18 protein-coding genes and 1 tRNA gene are annotated in these 16795 nt (G+C 65.5%); 6 read left to right on the top strand and 13 right to left on the bottom strand.

Annotation, left to right across the window (positions count from 1 at the left end):
* Nucleotides 1-43 precede the first annotated feature (43 nt).
* From AC3A3W_RS11340 to AC3A3W_RS11295, 10 genes are all read right to left on the bottom strand, one after another.
* Entirely contained in the window at nucleotides 44-979 is a 936-nt protein-coding gene (locus AC3A3W_RS11340; protein WP_487442824.1) for a Cgl0159 family (beta/alpha)8-fold protein, read from the bottom strand.
* Nucleotides 976-2001 (bottom strand): 5-dehydro-2-deoxygluconokinase, encoded by a 1026-nt coding sequence (gene iolC / locus AC3A3W_RS11335; RefSeq protein WP_487442822.1) that lies wholly within the window; start codon nucleotides 1999-2001, stop codon nucleotides 976-978. Before iolC ends, AC3A3W_RS11340 begins: the two co-directional genes overlap by 4 nt.
* A gap of 230 nt (nucleotides 2002-2231) precedes the next feature.
* Nucleotides 2232-2636, bottom strand: coding sequence for a tautomerase family protein (locus tag AC3A3W_RS11330; protein WP_487442820.1), 405 nt, complete (start codon nucleotides 2634-2636; stop codon nucleotides 2232-2234).
* 167 nt (nucleotides 2637-2803) lie between these two features.
* Nucleotides 2804-3277: an SRPBCC family protein gene (locus tag AC3A3W_RS11325; protein WP_487442818.1), complete on the bottom strand. Its 474-nt coding sequence runs from the start codon at nucleotides 3275-3277 to the stop codon at nucleotides 2804-2806.
* Nucleotides 3274-3597: an ArsR/SmtB family transcription factor gene (locus AC3A3W_RS11320; protein ID WP_487442911.1), complete on the bottom strand. Its 324-nt coding sequence runs from the start codon at nucleotides 3595-3597 to the stop codon at nucleotides 3274-3276. The genes AC3A3W_RS11325 and AC3A3W_RS11320 overlap by 4 nt, the downstream gene beginning before the upstream one ends.
* Before the next feature lie 286 nt (nucleotides 3598-3883).
* Entirely contained in the window at nucleotides 3884-4786 is a 903-nt protein-coding gene (sucD, locus tag AC3A3W_RS11315) for a succinate--CoA ligase subunit alpha (RefSeq protein ID WP_205653398.1), read from the bottom strand.
* Between the two features lie 30 nt (nucleotides 4787-4816).
* Nucleotides 4817-5986 (bottom strand): ADP-forming succinate--CoA ligase subunit beta, encoded by a 1170-nt coding sequence (gene sucC / locus AC3A3W_RS11310; RefSeq protein WP_205653399.1) that lies wholly within the window; start codon nucleotides 5984-5986, stop codon nucleotides 4817-4819.
* A gap of 223 nt (nucleotides 5987-6209) precedes the next feature.
* Nucleotides 6210-6917 carry a hypothetical protein gene (locus tag AC3A3W_RS11305; RefSeq protein ID WP_487442816.1) on the bottom strand — a complete coding sequence of 236 codons (708 nt, stop codon included), beginning with the start codon at nucleotides 6915-6917 and terminating at the stop codon, nucleotides 6210-6212.
* Nucleotides 6918-6919: 2 nt separating this feature from the next.
* Nucleotides 6920-9472, bottom strand: coding sequence for a DNA helicase PcrA (gene pcrA / locus AC3A3W_RS11300; protein ID WP_487442814.1), 2553 nt, complete (start codon nucleotides 9470-9472; stop codon nucleotides 6920-6922).
* Nucleotides 9473-9535: 63 nt separating this feature from the next.
* Nucleotides 9536-10384 carry an inositol monophosphatase family protein gene (locus AC3A3W_RS11295; RefSeq protein ID WP_487442812.1) on the bottom strand — a complete coding sequence of 283 codons (849 nt, stop codon included), beginning with the start codon at nucleotides 10382-10384 and terminating at the stop codon, nucleotides 9536-9538.
* Between the two features lie 67 nt (nucleotides 10385-10451).
* Between AC3A3W_RS11295 and AC3A3W_RS11290 the strand changes: the two genes are divergently transcribed.
* Nucleotides 10452-11108: a hypothetical protein gene (locus tag AC3A3W_RS11290; RefSeq protein ID WP_487442810.1), complete on the top strand. Its 657-nt coding sequence runs from the start codon at nucleotides 10452-10454 to the stop codon at nucleotides 11106-11108.
* A gap of 43 nt (nucleotides 11109-11151) precedes the next feature.
* On the opposite strand, the gene AC3A3W_RS11285 is transcribed toward AC3A3W_RS11290, so the two are convergent.
* Entirely contained in the window at nucleotides 11152-11922 is a 771-nt protein-coding gene (locus AC3A3W_RS11285) for a DUF998 domain-containing protein (RefSeq protein ID WP_487442808.1), read from the bottom strand.
* An 86-nt stretch (nucleotides 11923-12008) separates the two neighbouring features.
* On the opposite strand from AC3A3W_RS11285, the gene AC3A3W_RS11280 reads away from it, so the two are divergent.
* From AC3A3W_RS11280 to AC3A3W_RS11265, 4 genes are all read left to right on the top strand, one after another.
* Nucleotides 12009-12081, top strand: a tRNA-Arg gene (locus AC3A3W_RS11280).
* Between the two features lies 1 nt (nucleotide 12082).
* On the top strand, nucleotides 12083-12619 hold the full coding sequence (locus tag AC3A3W_RS11275) for a DUF6314 family protein (protein WP_487442806.1): 537 nt from the start codon (nucleotides 12083-12085) through the stop codon (nucleotides 12617-12619).
* On the top strand, nucleotides 12616-13038 hold the full coding sequence (locus tag AC3A3W_RS11270; protein WP_205653404.1) for an NUDIX hydrolase: 423 nt from the start codon (nucleotides 12616-12618) through the stop codon (nucleotides 13036-13038). Before AC3A3W_RS11275 ends, AC3A3W_RS11270 begins: the two co-directional genes overlap by 4 nt.
* A 136-nt stretch (nucleotides 13039-13174) precedes the next feature.
* Nucleotides 13175-15955: a discoidin domain-containing protein gene (locus tag AC3A3W_RS11265; RefSeq protein WP_487442804.1), complete on the top strand. Its 2781-nt coding sequence runs from the start codon at nucleotides 13175-13177 to the stop codon at nucleotides 15953-15955.
* Between the two features lie 147 nt (nucleotides 15956-16102).
* On the opposite strand, the gene AC3A3W_RS11260 is transcribed toward AC3A3W_RS11265, so the two are convergent.
* Complete coding sequence (locus AC3A3W_RS11260) at nucleotides 16103-16351, bottom strand: hypothetical protein (RefSeq protein WP_487442909.1); 249 nt, start codon at nucleotides 16349-16351, stop codon at nucleotides 16103-16105.
* Between AC3A3W_RS11260 and AC3A3W_RS11255 the strand changes: the two genes are divergently transcribed.
* Nucleotides 16253-16480 (top strand): hypothetical protein, encoded by a 228-nt coding sequence (locus tag AC3A3W_RS11255; protein WP_487442920.1) that lies wholly within the window; start codon nucleotides 16253-16255, stop codon nucleotides 16478-16480. The genes AC3A3W_RS11260 and AC3A3W_RS11255 overlap by 99 nt on opposite strands.
* Here AC3A3W_RS11255 and AC3A3W_RS11250 read toward each other — a convergent pair.
* Nucleotides 16474-16677 (bottom strand): hypothetical protein, encoded by a 204-nt coding sequence (locus AC3A3W_RS11250; protein ID WP_487442802.1) that lies wholly within the window; start codon nucleotides 16675-16677, stop codon nucleotides 16474-16476. The two genes, AC3A3W_RS11255 and AC3A3W_RS11250, sit on opposite strands and share 7 nt — an antisense overlap.
* Between the last annotated feature and the right edge of the window lie 118 nt (nucleotides 16678-16795).

Here is a 16795-nt window from a genome sequence, read left to right as displayed (position 1 = left end):
GCCGTGTTCCGGTTCCCGTTCCAGTTCTGATCCCCATGGGAAATTACTCCGATGCTTCTGTGGTGTGGTTGAGGAGGGAGGCAGCCGCGGCGACAGCGCCGGCGACATCGCCGTCCTGCGGGTAGAGCAGGGTCCGTCCGACGGTGAGTCCCTGCACGCCGGGGAGCGCCAGGGCGGCTTCCCAGCTGGCGAAGACTTCGTCCTGCGTTCCCTCGGGATCCCCGCCAAGCAGAACCGTGGGCATGGTGGTCGCGGCCATGACGCGCTCCATCTCGGCCACCACCGGCAACTTCATCCAGGTGTAGGCGCTTGTGGAGCCCAGGCCTTCGGCGATGGCGATCGACTTGATCACGGCATCCGTGGAGAGGTCGTTGCGGACCCTGCCGTTTTCGCGGACCGACAGGAACGGCTCCACCATGGCGATCAGCTTGCGCTCGGCGAGGGAATCGATGGCCTTGGCCGTCGCCTCGAGCAGCGAGACCGTGTCCGGGTCGCCGAGGCAGATCCGGGTGAGCATTTTGCCGCCGTCGGCGCCGAGGGCTTCCAGGGCAGCAGCGGTGTGGCCGGTGAAGCGGTCATCGAATTCGTTGACCAGGCCGGTGAGGCCGCCGCGGTTCATCGACCCAAAGAGCAGCTTGCCTTCCAGCGCACCGAGCAGCAGCAGGTCATCCATGATGTCCGGGGAGGCGAGCACGCCGTCCACGGCCGGGTTGGCCAGCGCGATCCGCAGCCGGTCCAGCAGCTGGCGGCGGTCCGCCATGGCCACCGGATCACTGCCCACCGCGAGGGCCCCGCGGGCCGGGTGGTCGGCAGCCACGATGAAGTTCTGCCTGCCTGACTTGGGGCCGGGATGGCGGCGGCGTGCCTTGGCGGCGCGGGCAACGGCCTCCGGGTCCTCAAGGCGGATGGTGCTCAGATGCGCGTAGCGGCGGGGGTCGTCATCCACCGCGAGGGCGGCGGTGCCAGGGGTGAGGCTCACAGGGCCGCTCCTTCGGGGGTGAGTTGGTTAGAACCCGGTCCAGGAACAGCATCCGGGACCAGGCGTCCGCGCTCCGCCAGCAGCGAGATGACCTCGTCCGGCGTCGGCATGGCATCGGCACAGGACACGCGGGAGGCGACGATCGCGCCGGCGGCGTTGGCGTAGTCAAGGATCTGGGCCAGCGGCCAGCCCGACAACAACCCGTGGCAGAAAGCACCGCCGAAGGAGTCGCCGGCGCCGAGGCCGTTGACTGTCTCCACGGGAACGGGGGCGGAGACCACGCGTTCGGTGCGGGTCTTCGCCATCACGCCTTCGGGGCCAAGCTTGACGACGGCGATCTCGACGCCGGCCGCCAGGAGGCGGTCCGCCTGCTCGTCCGGGGTGCCCTCGCCGACAGCCACGGCGCATTCCTTGTCGTTGCCGATCGCCACGGTGACGTGCGGCAGAACCTTCGCCACCTCGGCGCGGGCCTCTTCCTCCGAGTCCCAGAACATGGGCCGGTAGTCCAGGTCCAGGATGGTGTACTGGCCGTCCTTCAGCTCGGCGCGGGGCCGGGCCTCATGGGCTTTGATGTGGGCTTCGCGGCTGGGTTCCTGGCACAGGCCCGTCACGGTGGACCAGAAGATTCGCGCGTTCTTGACGGCGTCCAGATCCAGTTCGCCGGCCTTGATCTGCAGGTCCGGTGCCGTGGGAACGCGCCCGTAAAAGTAGAGCGGAAAGTCCTCCGGCGGCTTGATAGCGCAGAAGGTCACCGCCGTGGGCCATTCCTTCACCGGGCTGACGAAGGAGTCGTCCACGTTGAACTTCCGCAGCTCGCGGTGCAGGTATCTTCCGAAGGCGTCGTCGCCGGTCCGGGTGATCACTGCGGTGCGGCGGCCATGGCGGGCCGCGGCAACAGCCACATTGGACGGGGAGCCGCCGAGGTACTTGCCGAAGGACGTCACGTCCTCCAGGTCCACCCCAATGTCGTTCGGGTAGATATCAACGCTGATGCGCCCGATCGTGAGCAGTTCGTGGGTCACGGTAATCGCGGACCTTTCTGTTTGAACTCTGTACCTAAGCAGCTGGACAGCCTGGGCTCCGGCGTTTGCCGGGCCCCGTGAGCGGGGCCACACCCCTACTTTGCCCTAGAATGAATGTCCTGTCAAAGGTTTGTACTGACATATTTACAACTGGCATCTAGTGGCCCGCCCAACTGGCGGAAGCACTCCAAAACACCCCGCCGCCACCCCCAAGACCAGGGCTCCTGCGGCTACTTCCTGGGGACCGCCAGCTCCCCGGTGACGTACTGGGCGCGGCCGAAACCAAAGGACCAGTCCCCCGCGGTGTTTTCCACGTATCCGATGAAGACATTCTCGCCAGCGACCCCGAGTTCCCCCAGCTTGTCGGCAACGGCAGCGAAGAGGGACTGCTTGGCCTCCTGGCTGCGCCCGCCCTGGGTGAAGATCTGGATCATCACCACCTCCGCGGTGCGCTCGAAGCCAAGACCGGCGTCCTGCGCGAAAATCTGTCCCGCCGGGTGCTCGGTGACGATGTGGAAGTAGTCGCGCTCCGGTATGCCGTATTCAGCCAGGATGGCGTCGTGGATTCCCCTGCTCAGCTGCTGCAGCTCCTGGGTGTTCCGGCCTTCATTGACGTCGATTCGTACGAGTGGCAACGATGCTCCCTTGTTAGTTTGTCCTGTCATACTATCAAAGTTGCTTGATTCGGCACAAGCAAAAACGCACGACGCAGGGCGGTGACCTATTACGAAAAGGTGACCGCCCGGCGTCGTGCGTCTTATGCCTGCCGGGATCCGATACTGCCTGAGGCCGTGAGCCCCGCCTACCTGGCGAGCAGCTCCTCCAGCCGCTCGTAGCCGTCGCTCATGCCGCCTTCCATTCCGGATTGAGCCATGCCGTCCCGGGCCTCCTGCGTCGGATAGACGGAGTGCCCCCGCAGCCGGCAACGGCCGTCGCCGAGATCCTCGAAATTCATGAACTCGATGCTGACAACGTCCGGATAGCCGCTGAATTCGAAGGTCTGGATGGCGAATTCGTTCTCTCGCACCGTGTGGAAGATACCGCTGAAGGCATACTTTGCACCATCCGGGCCGGTGTGGTTGTAGAGGTAGCTGCCGCCGGAGCGGAAGTCGTAATGGTCGATCTCCACGTTGGTGCCGCGCGGTCCAAGCCATTGCGTGATGAGTTCAGGCTCCTTGTGCGCCCGGAAGACATCAGCGACGGGGTAATCGAACTCCCGCTCCCAATCGATGAAAGGGACGCCGTCAGGAACGGTGAGTTTCAGCGCGTTGCTCATTTTCTGTCCTTTTGACTGCTGCCGCCGTGGGCGGCGTTGGAATGGAGCACGGCATCAAGGCCCCGGAACTGCGCCTCGCGGACCAGCCGGTACTGGTCGATCCACACAGTGAGCGCTTCGAGCCGTGCGGGGTTCAGGTGGACGGGCCGGCGCTGGGCATCGCGGCTGCGGGTGACCAGTTGCGCCTGCTCGAGGACCTGGATGTGCTTCGAAACCGCCTGTTTGGAGATCTCGAAGGGTTCGGCCAGTTCGTTGACGGTGGCAGGACCCCGGCTCAGCCGGGAAATGAGGCGACGCCGGACCGGATCGGACAGGGCCATGAAGGCCAAGTCGAGAAGCTCGTCGTCGTCCGTCGTGTCCACTGCCACTGCCTTCTAGCTGGTGCGCGTGCCTGTTAATCAACCGAGCTAATCAACCGAGCTAATCAACCTTGCTAATCAACTATGTGGTTTATCAACTCATCGGTTGTTAACCAGCGTAGACCTTGCCTCTCTCCCAGACAAGGGGCTTAAACGAAGAAACGCGGGGCCACCGTGAGCCAATCCAACGGATGGATCGGCTCGGGGTGACCCCGCGTCGCTTCAGGGAGCTGATGTCCCTGTGGAACTACAGAGCTGCGTAAACCTCGCGCAGCAGCGTGGCGGTCTCGGACGGCGTCTTGCCAACCTTGACGCCGGCGGCCTCGAGGGCTTCCTTCTTGGCCTGTGCGGTACCGGCGGAGCCGGAGACGATGGCGCCTGCGTGGCCCATGGTCTTGCCTTCCGGCGCGGTGAAGCCTGCCACGTAGCCGACAACCGGCTTGGTGACATTGGCCTTGATGAAGTCCGCAGCGCGCTCTTCGGCGTCGCCGCCGATTTCGCCGATCATGACGATCGCCTTGGTCTCCGGGTCAGCCTCGAAAGCAGCCAGCGCGTCGATGTGCGTGGTGCCGATGATGGGGTCGCCGCCGATGCCGATGGCGGTGGAGAAGCCAAGGTCGCGCAGTTCGTACATCATCTGGTAGGTCAGCGTGCCGGACTTGGATACCAGGCCGATGGGGCCCTTGCCGGTGATGTTCGCCGGGGTGATGCCGACCAGGGCTTCACCCGGGGTGATGATGCCGGGGCAGTTCGGTCCGATGATGCGGGTGACCTGGTTGCCGTCGGCGTCCAGCTTGGACTGGGCCAGTGCCCAGAACTCGGCGGAGTCCTGGACAGGAACGCCTTCGGTGATGACAACGACCAGGCCGATGCCTGCCTCGATGGCTTCAACGACGGCGTTCTTGGTGAAGGCCGGCGGAACGAAAACGATGGAGACGTCGGCGCCGGTCTCAGCGATGGCTTCCTTGACGGTGCCGAAGACGGTGATTTCGTTGTCGCCGTGCAGGACGGTGGTGCCGGCCTTGCGGGCGTTGACGCCGCCCACGATGTTGGTGCCGGCCTTGAGCATGAGGGCGGTGTGCTTGGTGCCTTCGCCGCCCGTGATGCCCTGGACGATGACCTTGGAGTCCTTGTTCAGATAAATAGACATGTTTTCTTTCCTAGATCTCGACAGGCTCGATCAGCGGGCTGCGTTGGCGAGCTCGGCGGCCTTGTCGGCGCCCTCGTCCATGGTGGCGGCCAGGGTAACCAGCGGGTGGTTGGCCTCGGCCAGGATGCGGCGGCCTTCTTCCACGTTGTTGCCGTCGAGACGGACAACCAGGGGCTTGTTGGCGGAGTGGCCAAGCTCGGCCAGTGCGCCCACGATGCCCTTGGCAACAGCGTCACAGGCGGTGATGCCGCCGAAGACGTTCACGAACACAGACTTGACCTGCTCGTCGCCCAGGATGACGTCGAGGCCTGCAGCCATGACCTCGGCGGAAGCTCCACCGCCGATGTCCAGGAAGTTGGCGGGCTTGACGTTGCCGTGGTTCTCGCCGGCGTAGGCGACGACGTCCAGGGTGGACATCACGAGGCCTGCACCGTTGCCGATGATGCCTACCTCACCGTCAAGCTTGACGTAGTTCAGGTCCTGCGCCTTGGCCTTGGCCTCGAGCGGATCGGCAGCGTCCTTGTCCTCCAGGAGCGCGTGCTTGGCGTGGCGGAAGTCAGCGTTCTCGTCCAGGGTCACCTTGCCGTCGAGGGCAACGATGTCACCCGCGCCGGTCTTGACCAGGGGGTTGACCTCCACGAGGGTGGCGTCTTCCTTCTTGAAGACATCCCAGAGCTTGAGGATGACGGCGGCGACTTTGCCGCGCAGTTCCTCAGCGAAACCGGCTTCGGCGACGATTTCGTCTGCCTTGGCCTGGTCGATGCCCACGGCGGGGTCGATGGCAACCTTGGCCAGCGCCTCGGGGCGTTCGACGGCGAGCTGCTCGATTTCCATGCCGCCCTCAACCGAGCACATGGCCAGGTAGTTGCGGTTGGCCCGGTCCAGCAGGACGGAGAAGTAGTATTCCTCGGCGATGTCCGCACCCTGGGCGATCATCACTTTGTTAACAGTGTGGCCCTTGATGTCCATGCCCAGGATGTTGGTGGAGTGCTCAAGCGCCTCGTCGGCGGACTTGGCAACCTTGACGCCGCCGGCCTTGCCGCGGCCACCGACCTTAACCTGCGCCTTGACGACAGTTACGCCGCCGATCTTCTCGGCAGCTGCCTTTGCTTCTTCAGGGGTATGCGCCACGATGCCAGCAAGCACGGGTACACCGTGCGCCTCGAACATATCGCGCGCCTGATATTCAAACAGGTCCACGGTTTAGTGTCCTTCTACGTCGAAGTAGTTTCTGTACAGCCGGAAAACACCACAGATGTGGACCGGACTGCGGAATAAACGCGCCCTGCGGCAGGTCCGGAGACGAGCCACGCAGCGCAATGCTCCTCTGGGAACTCTAGTCCTTAATGGGGACAAGGCCTTTCCAGACTACCTGTTATGTGAGTAAGGACACTATTCTATAGAGCGTAGAAAAACCGCATGATTACGGGGTTTTTGGGGCCTCAGGCGGTGACGTGGAGGGCTTTCTGCCCCCGCCGGAGATGACTTCGTAATGATCGCGGCTGACGACGAACGCAACGCCGCCCGTGACGTTGCCGCAGGCCACGCCGGAGTCGTACGCCGAACACCTCAGGCCGTTGCGTTCGAGGTTTCCACCCTCGGGGAGGACGGGAAGCGCGGCGATCACGCCGTCCCTGGTTCCTTGGGGCCCAAACGCGGATTCCATCGCGGTGACACCGGACCGGCATTCCCCGTAGGTGGCCCGGCCCGGCGTGAGCAGGGCGGCTCCCCCGAGATAGCCCAGGTCAGTTCCGCCGCAGTTGTCCCGAATGTCTTCAGCCTGTGGCTCGGGGTACACCGCCAACTCGCAGTGCGCCACGGGAACTGTGTCCAGTTTCCTGTTGGCTGAATCACCGAAGTTGTTCAATTCGTAGGGCAGGTTCAGGTGCGGGCCGCGCGCGGACGTCAGGGCGCACACGATGTTCCGGTCAGCCGTGACAAAGGCAAGCACGTCGTCGGCGGTCCGGTACGCGGCGGCGTCGGTCAGCGGCGCCTGCCGGAGCTGTTCGAGGGCCGGCAACGGCGGCGGCGGGGTGTACCCGGGATCCGGCACGGTGACGGAACAGCCAGTGCCGGACAGCACGGCGAGGACCGCAACCGCGGCAGTCGCGAGCGGACTGCGCACCGCCACGGTCAGGCGTCGAGTTTGGTCAGCGGCGCGTAGCGCAGCAGCAGCCGCTTCTCGCCGACGTCGAACTTCACCTTCGCCACCGTCTTATCCCCCGCACCTTCCACTGCCAGCACCGTGCCGTTGCCGAAGCTGGTGTGATTGACCTTGTCCCCCACACTGACCGCGATCACTTCCTTTTGCGGCTGCACCCGGTTTTTCGCGACGGCGGCGGGAACGTCCGCATTGAAGCCAGCCGAGGCGTCAGCTTTCCCGCCCCGGGCAGTCCCTGCGCCCCAGAAGGATCCGCCGTAGCGGCTGGAGCCGATCGATGCGCCGCTCCCCCAGCCGCCCGTCTGCCGGCTGGTGCCCTCGCGCTTCCATTCGACGAGTTCGGCGGGGATCTCCTCCAGGAACTGGCTGGCGGGGTTGTACTGGCTCTGGCCCCACATGCTCCGGACTTCGGAGCGGGTGACGTACAGCCGCTTCCGGGCCCGGGTCAGGCCCACATAGGCGAGCCGGCGTTCCTCGGCGAGCTCCTTCGGATCCGTAGCGGAGCGCTGATGCGGGAAGAGCCCGTGCTCCATCCCGGTGAGGAACACCACGGGGAATTCGAGGCCCTTGGCCGTGTGCAGCGTCATGAGGGTGACGACGCCCAGGCGCTTGGCCTCGGCCACCGCGGCGGCCATGTCTTCGGCGGTACCCGCCGGGGCGTCCGGGATCTGGTCGGCATCGGCCACGAGGGAGACCTGCTCCAGGAAGGCGCCGAGTGACCCCTCCGGGTTCTCCTGCTCGTATTCACGGACGACGGCGACGAGTTCCGCCAGGTTCTCCACGCGGGATTCGTCCTGCGGGTCCGTGCTGGAGCGCAGCCCGGCGAGGTAGCCGGTCTGTTCCAGCACCGCTTCGAGCGCGGCGGCTGCTCCGGAGCCTGCGGCGACCTCGGCGAGGTCGTCGAGGAGCTTCACGAAGCCCAGCACGGCGTTGACCGAGCGGGTGGCCATGCCGGGGGCCTGGTCGGCGCGGCGTGCGGCGTCCATGAAAGAGGTACGTTCACGTTCGGCCAGTGCGGCCACGGCCCCCTCGGCGCGGTCGCCGATGCCGCGTTTGGGTTCGTTCAGGACGCGGCGGAGGTTGACGTCGTCGTCGGGGTTGACCAGCACGCGGAGGTACGCGAGCGCGTCCTTGATTTCCTTGCGCTCGTAGAAGCGCGTGCCGCCCACCACCTTGTACGGCAGGCCAACGCGGACCAGGACATCTTCGATGGAGCGGGACTGCGCGTTGGTGCGGTAGAAGATGGCGACGTCGCCGGGCCGGAGGTTGTCCTCGTCCTGCAGCCGGTCGATTTCCTTGGCGATGAACTGTGCTTCGTCATGTTCGTTTTCGCCCACGTAGCCGATGATCTTGTGGCCTTCGCCCTCCGCGGTCCACAGCCGCTTCTCGGGCCGGTTCGGGTTGCGCGAAATGACGGAGTTGGCCGCACTCAGGATGTTCTGGGTGGAGCGGTAGTTCTGTTCGAGCTTGATGGTGCGGGCGTCCGGGTAGTCCTTTTCGAACTCCACGATGTTGCGGATGTCGGCGCCGCGGAAGGCGTAGATGGATTGATCGGAATCGCCCACGACAGTGAGTTCCGCGGCACCGGGTCCCTCGCCCACGATTTCCCGGACCAGCGCGTACTGGGCGTGGTTGGTGTCCTGGTATTCGTCCACCAGCACGTGCCGGAAACGCCGCCGGTAGGACTCGGCGAGCGCCGGGAAGGCACGGAACATGTAGACCGTCTCGGCGATGAGGTCATCGAAGTCCATGGCGTTCGCCTGGCGCAGGCGCTGGGTGTAGCCCTTGAAGACATCGGCCACGGCCTGCTCGAAGGGATCGTTGTGGTTGGCTGAGGACAAATACGCGTCCGCGTCAATCAGTTCGTTCTTGAGCGCCGAGATCTTGTGCTGGATGGCCTTGGGCGCGAACTTCTTGGGGTCCAGGTCCAGGCTCTTGGACACCTGTGTGACAAGCCGCAGGGAGTCCGCGGAGTCATAGATGGAGAAGTTGGACTTGAGCCCCACGTTGGCGGCTTCGCGGCGCAGGATCCGCACGCAGGACGAGTGGAACGTGGAAATCCACATGGTCTTGGCCCGGCCGCCCACGAGGGCCTCGATGCGTTCCCGCATTTCCGCCGCGGCCTTGTTGGTGAACGTGATGGCCAGGATCTCGCCGTGGTGGGCCCGCCGGGTGGCGATCAGGTACGCGATCCGGTTGCTGAGCACGCGGGTCTTGCCCGAGCCCGCACCGGCCACGATCAGCAGTGCGCTGCCGGCATGTTTGACGGCCTCTTCCTGCTGCGGGTTCAGCCCCTGCAGCAGGGCGCCGGCGTCAGGCAGCGCGGGCCGGGCCCAGTTGCCGCCCGCACCGCCGTCGGGTCCCGGCGTGACGGGTTCCGGCTGGCCGGGTTCCCCCGAGGCATGGCCTCCGCCGCCGAATGCGGCCGGTGCCAGGCCGGGTTCCGGGCGCGACTTGGTAAGAGCGGCCGTGTGGGTGCCGGCTTTGAAAGGTCCGTCAGCGTACGGGTCAAACAACATATCCATGGTGACTACAAGTCTAGGCGGTGGGGCTGACACTGGATTCCGCCCCTGTGGATAACTGCGGAGCTAGTCCACGGAGCCTGACTCGAGGGCGGCCCGCAACTGATGCACCGCCGTCGCGCCCCCGGCCATGAACCATTCCAGGCCGTTCACGGAGACGCTTCCCACGGCGCCGCCGGCGGCGAGCACGATCGCTTTCCCGGGCAGCCAGTCCCATTCGGGGCAGCTGTGCTGGAACCAGCAGCCGAGCTCGCCGTCGGCCACACGGCCCAGGTCACATGAACCGGAGCCCAGCATCCGCAGCGTGGCGGCCGACGTTGCCGCAGCATGCCAAGGCATGGCGCACATAGGGTCCGCGAGCCAGCGGGGATGGATGTAGGTGGCGGCACCGATGTCGGCGAGCGGCGCCGCGCTGCGGCCGGCCCCGTCCGTCTGGAACGTGGTGAGGGGATCGCCGTTCAGGGTGGCCGCGCGTCCCGTGCCGCCCAGCCAGAGCTTGTCCTCCTCCGGCTGGAAGATGGCGCCGAGCAGCACGTCCGAGTCGTCTTTGAGGGCAATGGCGGAGCACCAGTAGGTGGACCCGCTCATGAAGTTGTAGGTGCCGTCGACGGGATCGATGACCCACGTGCGGCCGCTGCTTCCGCGGACGGATGCGCCTTCCTCGCCGAGGACGCCGTCCTCGGGCCGGCAGCGCTGCAGCTGCTCCAGAACATAGGCCTCGGCGGCGTGGTCTGCCGCCGTGACGATGTCGGACACTGAGGTTTTGCGCTGGGAGTCAAGGCCCCCCTGCCGCATCATCAGGGCCAGCATGCCGGCCTCGCGAACCAGCGCGGACGCCAGCTCAAAGTCGTCGAGGGCGGGATTCAGGTTCGCCGCGCTGTGTTTTCCCAGTTTGTGTCTGCCAAGTTCCGTCACGTCCCCCAGCCTATCGGCGGCCACAGGCAGTGAACAGGCGGCAGAGCCGGCGGGCGATAATGGACGCATGGCCAAGACTCCTGCACAGCGGATCAAGAAGCACGGCACAAAGGCTGCGGTCCCCCAGCACCATCTGCCACCGGTGATCAATCCCACCACGGACCGCACTCCGCAGAAGGCCCAGAACAACGGCAGCCTCATCGTCATCGCGGGAGTGGTGGCCAGCCTTTTCCTCTTCTGGTACCTCCACCTGCTGACGCTGAACCAGCTCACGCAGCTCTCCGGCGGCCTGCCGATGCCCGATTCGCTCATCGGAGGCTTTGATCCGGGCTTCGTGGAGCAACTGCGCCGCGTCCTGAGCGGCGACGCCATCGGCCAGCTCAACTACCTCCATAAAACCGCAGGCACGCTGTTCCCGGTGATCTTCGGCTTCACGTGGCTCCTCCTCATCGGCACGAACGTGGCGAGGAAACCGCTCCGCTGGGCGATGTGGTCCCTGCCACTGCTGTTCGTGGTGACCCGGCTCTGGGGGAACGTGGCCATCGACGCCATGGTGTCCGCTCCGACGCTCGATGCCGGACAGGTCGCCTTGGCGTCCTTCCTGACCGTGGCGGGCTGGGTGCTGCTGGTGCTGAGCCTGCTTGCCGGCGGAGCCGCCGTCTTCCTGGGACGCCGTCCCAGGAAGCGTGCTGCGCAGGCCATTCCCCCCAGGACGGCAGACTGACGCGGGCCCGGGAAGATAGGCCCGGGAACATAAGCGCGGGTGACTAGTCCGCGCCAGCCCTGAGTGCCTTGTGGACCGCTCGTTCGTGATGGACGCGCTGGGCCACGACCAGGCCGGCAGCGCTCAGGCCGATCGTGATCGGATACCCCATCAGCCGCTCCAACGTGCCGGGCTCGGGCACTTTCATGTCGGTCACACCACCAGTGACCAGAGCGCCGAGGGACACGACGCCGCACGCGAGGATGAACCTGCCCAGCGGTGTCTGCCCCAGCCACAGGCCGCCCAGCAGCAGCAGCGCGAAGGATCCGGCGGCGAAGTACATGACAGCACCCGTATAGTGCCACATGGTGTTTATGTCCTCCGGCACCAGCCCCACAATGATGGTTCCGGCGCCGGCCGTTCCGGTGAGGACGCGCGTGCCAACCGCCGCGTACCACGGCACCTCGCCGCTGTGGCTGGCCGCCACCCGCACTCCGGGGCGGGCGGCAATCCGCAGCAGCGCCGAACTCAGCAGCAGGGCACCCAGCAGCATTCCCAGCCCCTGCACCACAAACGAGGCGTTCATCAGCGGGTGCAGCGGCGAGCAGACATCCCGTTCATGAAAAACGCCGCAATAGACGGCGCCGAGGTCGCTGATGAAGCCGGTCCGGCGGTCGTAGGGTTCAGGGCCGGCCCAGGCACCGATCACGGCCGCCTCGGCCACGAAATACTGGACCACGCTCAGCACGGCCCAGGCGCCGATGTACTGCCTCGTGGAGGCGGTGTCGGGCAGGAATGTTCCCCGGGCGGACGGTGCTTGTGCTGCGGCGGCCATGCCAAGAGCGTAGTACGTGCCGGTACCTTGTATGCTTGTAAGCGTGTCCGAACGGGCCGGCCCTCAGCCGGCAGCGGCGGACGCCCGCCCTCGTAGCTCAGTGGATAGAGCACGGCTCTCCTAAAGCCGGTGTCGTTGGTTCGATTCCAATCGAGGGCACTTGAATCTGCAGCCGTACTCCGGGCTCCGCGCCTACCTGTTGGGCACGTCCCAGGCAGGCGCATCCCAGGCAAACGCGTCCGGGGGACGCTGGTCCGTGGAACGGACCCTTTTTGACCGCGCAGCGGGCACCCGCGGAACCTTTACCGGCGTCGTGGTTTTTTCCGAAACGGACGACGGCGGCCAGCTGCGCTTTCACGAGGAAGGCACCGTGCGCTGGCCGAATTCGGGCGGCGGGACCTTCACCGGCCCTGCCATGCGGGACTACCTCCTCAAGCCCACGGACTCCCCCGACGCCCTCGACATGACATTTCCCGACGGCCGCCCGTTCCACCGGATGAGCTTTTCCGCGGACGCAAGCCAGGACCGGCACTGGTGCGATCCCGATACCTACCGCGTCAGGTACTCGCTGCTCGGCCCGGACGCGTTCAGCTATGCCTGGGACGTGGCGGGGCCCCGCAAGGACCTGTTGCTGGAATCCGTGCTCCGCCGGCAGCCTGCGGCACACGAAGGCGAACAGATAGGCTCGTACGCGTGAATCCGCGCATCATCGTCTCCGCCGTCTGCGTCTACGACGCCGCCGGACGGCTCCTGACCGTCCGCAAGCGCGGCACGGATAAGTTCATGCATCCGGGAGGGAAGCCCGAGCCCGGCGAGACCGCGGTGCAGGCCGCAGCGCGGGAGCTCGAGGAAGAAGTGGGGATCGTTGTTGACCCGCGCGAGCTGGAGCTCATGGGCGTGTGGCTCGCGGACGCGGCCAATGAGGCGGCAACGGAAATCGAGGCAACTGTTTTCCGCGCGCCGGGCACCTGGATTGCCCACCCCTCTGCCGAGATCGCAGAAATCCGCTGGCTGGACCTGGCGGCAGAGCTGCCCGCCGACCTCGCGCCCCTGCTCACGGACCACATCCTGCCGGCGCTGGCCGCACCGGACGCGCGGGGTACCGCACACACCTGACGCCCTTCGTCGCAGGCCTGCACATCACCCGTGCCTTCGACCCTTCAATGCCTTCATCTGCCGTCCAAGGTTTTCCCAACCTGCCCGGCCTAGCCTTCGTCTTGTCGTGGGGGGCTGAAGCCAGACGGAGGCGCTGATGTTTCGAATTGTATCCGCAGTTACGGCCGCATTCCTGCTGATCACGGGGTACGTTGCCGTGGTTCCGCACGACGACGCCTCCAGCGCGCCGCCCGGACCGCACGAGCACATCCCGGTGCTCCCAGCCAGCGCGGCGGAGCCTGCTCCGCCTCCGTTGCCACGGGACGGGTGGACGGTTTCGGCCAGCGACGAAGAGATTTCGATCGAGAGCGCCGGTGCCACCAATGTGCTTGATGGGGACACCGGCACGTTCTGGCACAGCAAGAAGACTTCACCTGCCGCCCCAATGCCGCATACGCTCACAATCGACACCAAGGTTACCCAATCCATTTCAGGTTTCCGCTACCTCCCATCGACCGAACCCAACGGGCGGATCGGCAGCTTCGAGATCACGGTGAGCACCAACGGCACCACTTGGGGAAACCCGGTGGCCAGCGGCACATGGGCAGACACCAGCGACGAGAAAAGTGTGACCTTCGCTCCGGTCACGGGGCGCTACGTCCAGCTGCGCGCCACTGCCGAAGCCGGCAATCGCGGACCGTGGAGCCACGCCGCTGAGATCAACCTCATCGGCCAGACCAGCGGCACCCTTACGACTCAGGCAGTGGCGAGCGGATCGCCGGGTGCCTGGGGTCCCACCATCAACTTCCCGATTGTCCCGGCCTCGGCGGCGCTGCTGCCCGGCAACAAGCTGCTTACCTGGGCCGCCTACTCCCCCACAACCTACGGCGGCGCCAGGGGTACCACTGCAACGTCCATCCTGAATCTTTCAACCAATGCCGTGACGCAGACCCAGGTGGCCAATACCGGCCACGACATGTTCTGCCCGGGGACTTCAATGCTGGCGGACGGGCGGATCATGATCGGCGGCGGCGGCAACAGCTCGAAAACCACCCTGTACAACCCAGGAACGAACACTTGGAGCGCGGGTCCGACCATGAATATCCCACGCGGATACCAGTCCAACGTGACCACGTCCACTGGTGAGGTCTTCACTATCGGCGGCTCATGGTCGGGCGGCGTCGGCAACAAGCACGGCGAGGTCTGGTCCTCGGTTGGAGGCTGGCGGACTCTGCCAAATGTACTGTCTGACAGCATCCTGACTAAGGATCCGGCCGGCGAATTCCGTTCAGATAATCATGCATGGTTATTCGCCGCCTCTGGCGGCCGTGTGTTCCAGGCTGGGCCGAGCAGCCAGATGAACTGGATCTCCACCACAGGAGCTGGCAGCACCACCCCGGCTGGCCTGCGCTCCGACAGCGCGGACGCTATGAACGGTAACGCCGTGATGTACGACATCGGCAAGATCCTCACCGTGGGCGGGGCCCCCGCCTACTCAGGTGTGGCTTCGACGTCACGGGCGTACACCATCAACATCAACAACGGAGTCACCGTGGCTAAGACGGCCAACATGGCCGTCAGCCGGGCATTCGCCAACGGAGTCGCCTTGCCCGATGGCCAGGTGCTTGTGATCGGCGGTCAGGCCACTCCTCGTCCGTTCACCGACACGGAGGCCAGGATGTCTCCGGAAATCTGGAACCCGGAGACCGGGCTATGGACCACGCTGGCCCCGATGGCCATTCCCCGGACGTACCACAGCGTCGCCACGTTGCTGGCAGACGGTCGGGTATTCGTGGGCGGCGGCGGGCTGTGCGAAGGCGCCTGCAACACCAACCACTTGGACGGACAGATCTTCACGCCGCCGTACCTGCTGAACGCAGACGGCACCCCGCGCGTCCGGCCGAGGATCGTGACTGCACCTGCCGCCGCCCTGCCCGGCAGCACCATTCCGGTCACCACCGCAGCCCCGAACACCAAGTTCTCCCTCATGCGGATGAGCACGGTGACGCACACCGTTAACACCGACCAGCGGCGGATTCCGCTGACCGCCACCGCCGTGTCGGGCAACACCGCATCGCTGAAGCTGCCGGCGGACACCGGCGTGCTGGTACCGGGCAACTACCTGCTCTTTGCGATGGACAACACCGGAGTGCCCAGCGTTGCCACCACCATCAAAATTGGTTCGGCAACGGCCCCCCCTCCGTCCCGCCCCACTATTGGCAGTGACGCTGACACCTTGGCGGTCGCTTCTGACGGTGTGCTGTGGAACTACCGGGCGAACGGCCAAGGCGGCATGCTGCCCCGGGAAAGGATCGGCGGAGGCTGGTCTGGGCTGTCGAAGGGGTTCGTGATCGACTGGAATGCGGACGGCGTCTACGACATCATGGCGCAGTGGAAAGACGGGCGGATGATCTACTACCAAGGAAAGCATGGCGGAGGACTCGCCCCCGGCCAAACTATCAGCAAAGGATGGGGCACTTACCACGTGATGGTTGGCCGCTGGCGGACGACCGACAAGTACCCGGGCATCCTGGCCTATGACTCCGGCGGATCGCTGTGGTACTACGGCAACAGTGCCGGAACAACCTTGAGTCCCCGAGTCCGGACCGGAACCGGATGGAGCGGCCTGTACCTCACCATGGCGGACTTCGACCAGGACGGGAAACAGGACGTCCTCGCTAAACGCAGTGACGGTAACCTCATGCTGTACCGCTCGAATGGGGCCGGCAGCTTCATCTCAGAGCCAAGAAAGCGGGTCGGCACCGGCTGGAACATCATCAATAGCATCACCAAAGTGACGGGCTTCCGCCCCGGAGTCCATGCCCTCATCAGCCGGCTGACAGACGGCAGGCTCGCGCACTACCCGTTCAGCCAAGGGACCTGGGGTGCGCGCACCATCATCGGCTCGGGCTGGGGCAGCTACAACATCTTCCGGTAGCGCCTCAGCAAACCGGCCGGACGGCCTGGCATAGGGGCAGGGCCCTGGAGACATTCCTCCAGGGCCCTGCCCATGTCTCTGTCATCGATCTGATGGCTGGGTACAGGGCGGTGATCTTCGCGTCCAGACGGTTCCTGCGATCCAATGTCAGTTCTGCCGCTTCCAGGCTGGCCTCGTAGGCGGCCTGCAGGGCAGGATCATCGAACCCCTGCCGGTGCAGCCACGTGTAGTGGCATCGGTCCAGGCATGTCCGCCCGAGTAGACCAGACCGTGGCGCAGCAGGAGTTTCGAGATCCGATGTCTGGCCCTCATCAGATCCGCGCGGACGTCCTCGCTGGCGCGCACCAGATCACGGGCAGCCTCGTCCGCCGGGCTTGGGACCCGCACCGGGGCTATTTGTCCCAGCAGGGCCAACCGGGCAAGATGCTCAGCATCGCGCGCATCGGTCTTCACCCGGTCCCCGGGCGGTCACTGAAGCTTCGAGGGTGCCGCGACCAGGCACTCGATCCCCGCACCGGTCAGTAGCCGGGCCAACCCGAATCCCGTCGGACCTGCCTCATGACAACGAGGACCGGACCCGGCAATCCGGAAACCCACTCGGCGATCCCGGCATCGTTAGCGGCCAAGCTCTGCCGCAGGATCTCGCCGGTTTCGAGGTCGATCGCGCAGCCCTTCACGCTGCGTACATGGACATCCAAACCGACGTAAGTACGCCTATTCATGGCTGGAACCTCCAGACGTTCAAATGTGGCTCTGCCAATCCACACCCCGCACCTTCGGGCGGAAAGACCAGACCGGCAACCCACGAACCTCTTTGAACCCGAGGTTCCAGTCCTACGT

Source organism: Arthrobacter sp. Soil_N43 (assembly GCF_057655195.1).
This window is presented reverse-complemented; position numbering and strand designations above follow the sequence as displayed.

What these genes read in the sequence shown, in the direction of transcription:
- AC3A3W_RS11255 (WP_487442920.1), top strand. Translation starts at nt 16,253, where the DNA reads ATGTCTGGCCCTCATCAGATCCGCGCGGACGTCCTCGCTGGCGCGCAC.
- sucD (WP_205653398.1), bottom strand. Translation starts at nt 4,786, where the DNA reads ATGTCTATTTATCTGAACAAGGACTCCAAGGTCATCGTCCAGGGCATC.
- AC3A3W_RS11290 (WP_487442810.1), top strand. Translation starts at nt 10,452, where the DNA reads ATGGCCAAGACTCCTGCACAGCGGATCAAGAAGCACGGCACAAAGGCT.
- AC3A3W_RS11325 (WP_487442818.1), bottom strand. Translation starts at nt 3,277, where the DNA reads ATGAGCAACGCGCTGAAACTCACCGTTCCTGACGGCGTCCCTTTCATC.
- AC3A3W_RS11265 (WP_487442804.1), top strand. Translation starts at nt 13,175, where the DNA reads ATGTTTCGAATTGTATCCGCAGTTACGGCCGCATTCCTGCTGATCACG.
- AC3A3W_RS11250 (WP_487442802.1), bottom strand. Translation starts at nt 16,677, where the DNA reads ATGAATAGGCGTACTTACGTCGGTTTGGATGTCCATGTACGCAGCGTG.
- pcrA (WP_487442814.1), bottom strand. Translation starts at nt 9,472, where the DNA reads ATGGATATGTTGTTTGACCCGTACGCTGACGGACCTTTCAAAGCCGGC.
- AC3A3W_RS11285 (WP_487442808.1), bottom strand. Translation starts at nt 11,922, where the DNA reads ATGGCCGCCGCAGCACAAGCACCGTCCGCCCGGGGAACATTCCTGCCC.
- AC3A3W_RS11320 (WP_487442911.1), bottom strand. Translation starts at nt 3,597, where the DNA reads ATGGCCCTGTCCGATCCGGTCCGGCGTCGCCTCATTTCCCGGCTGAGC.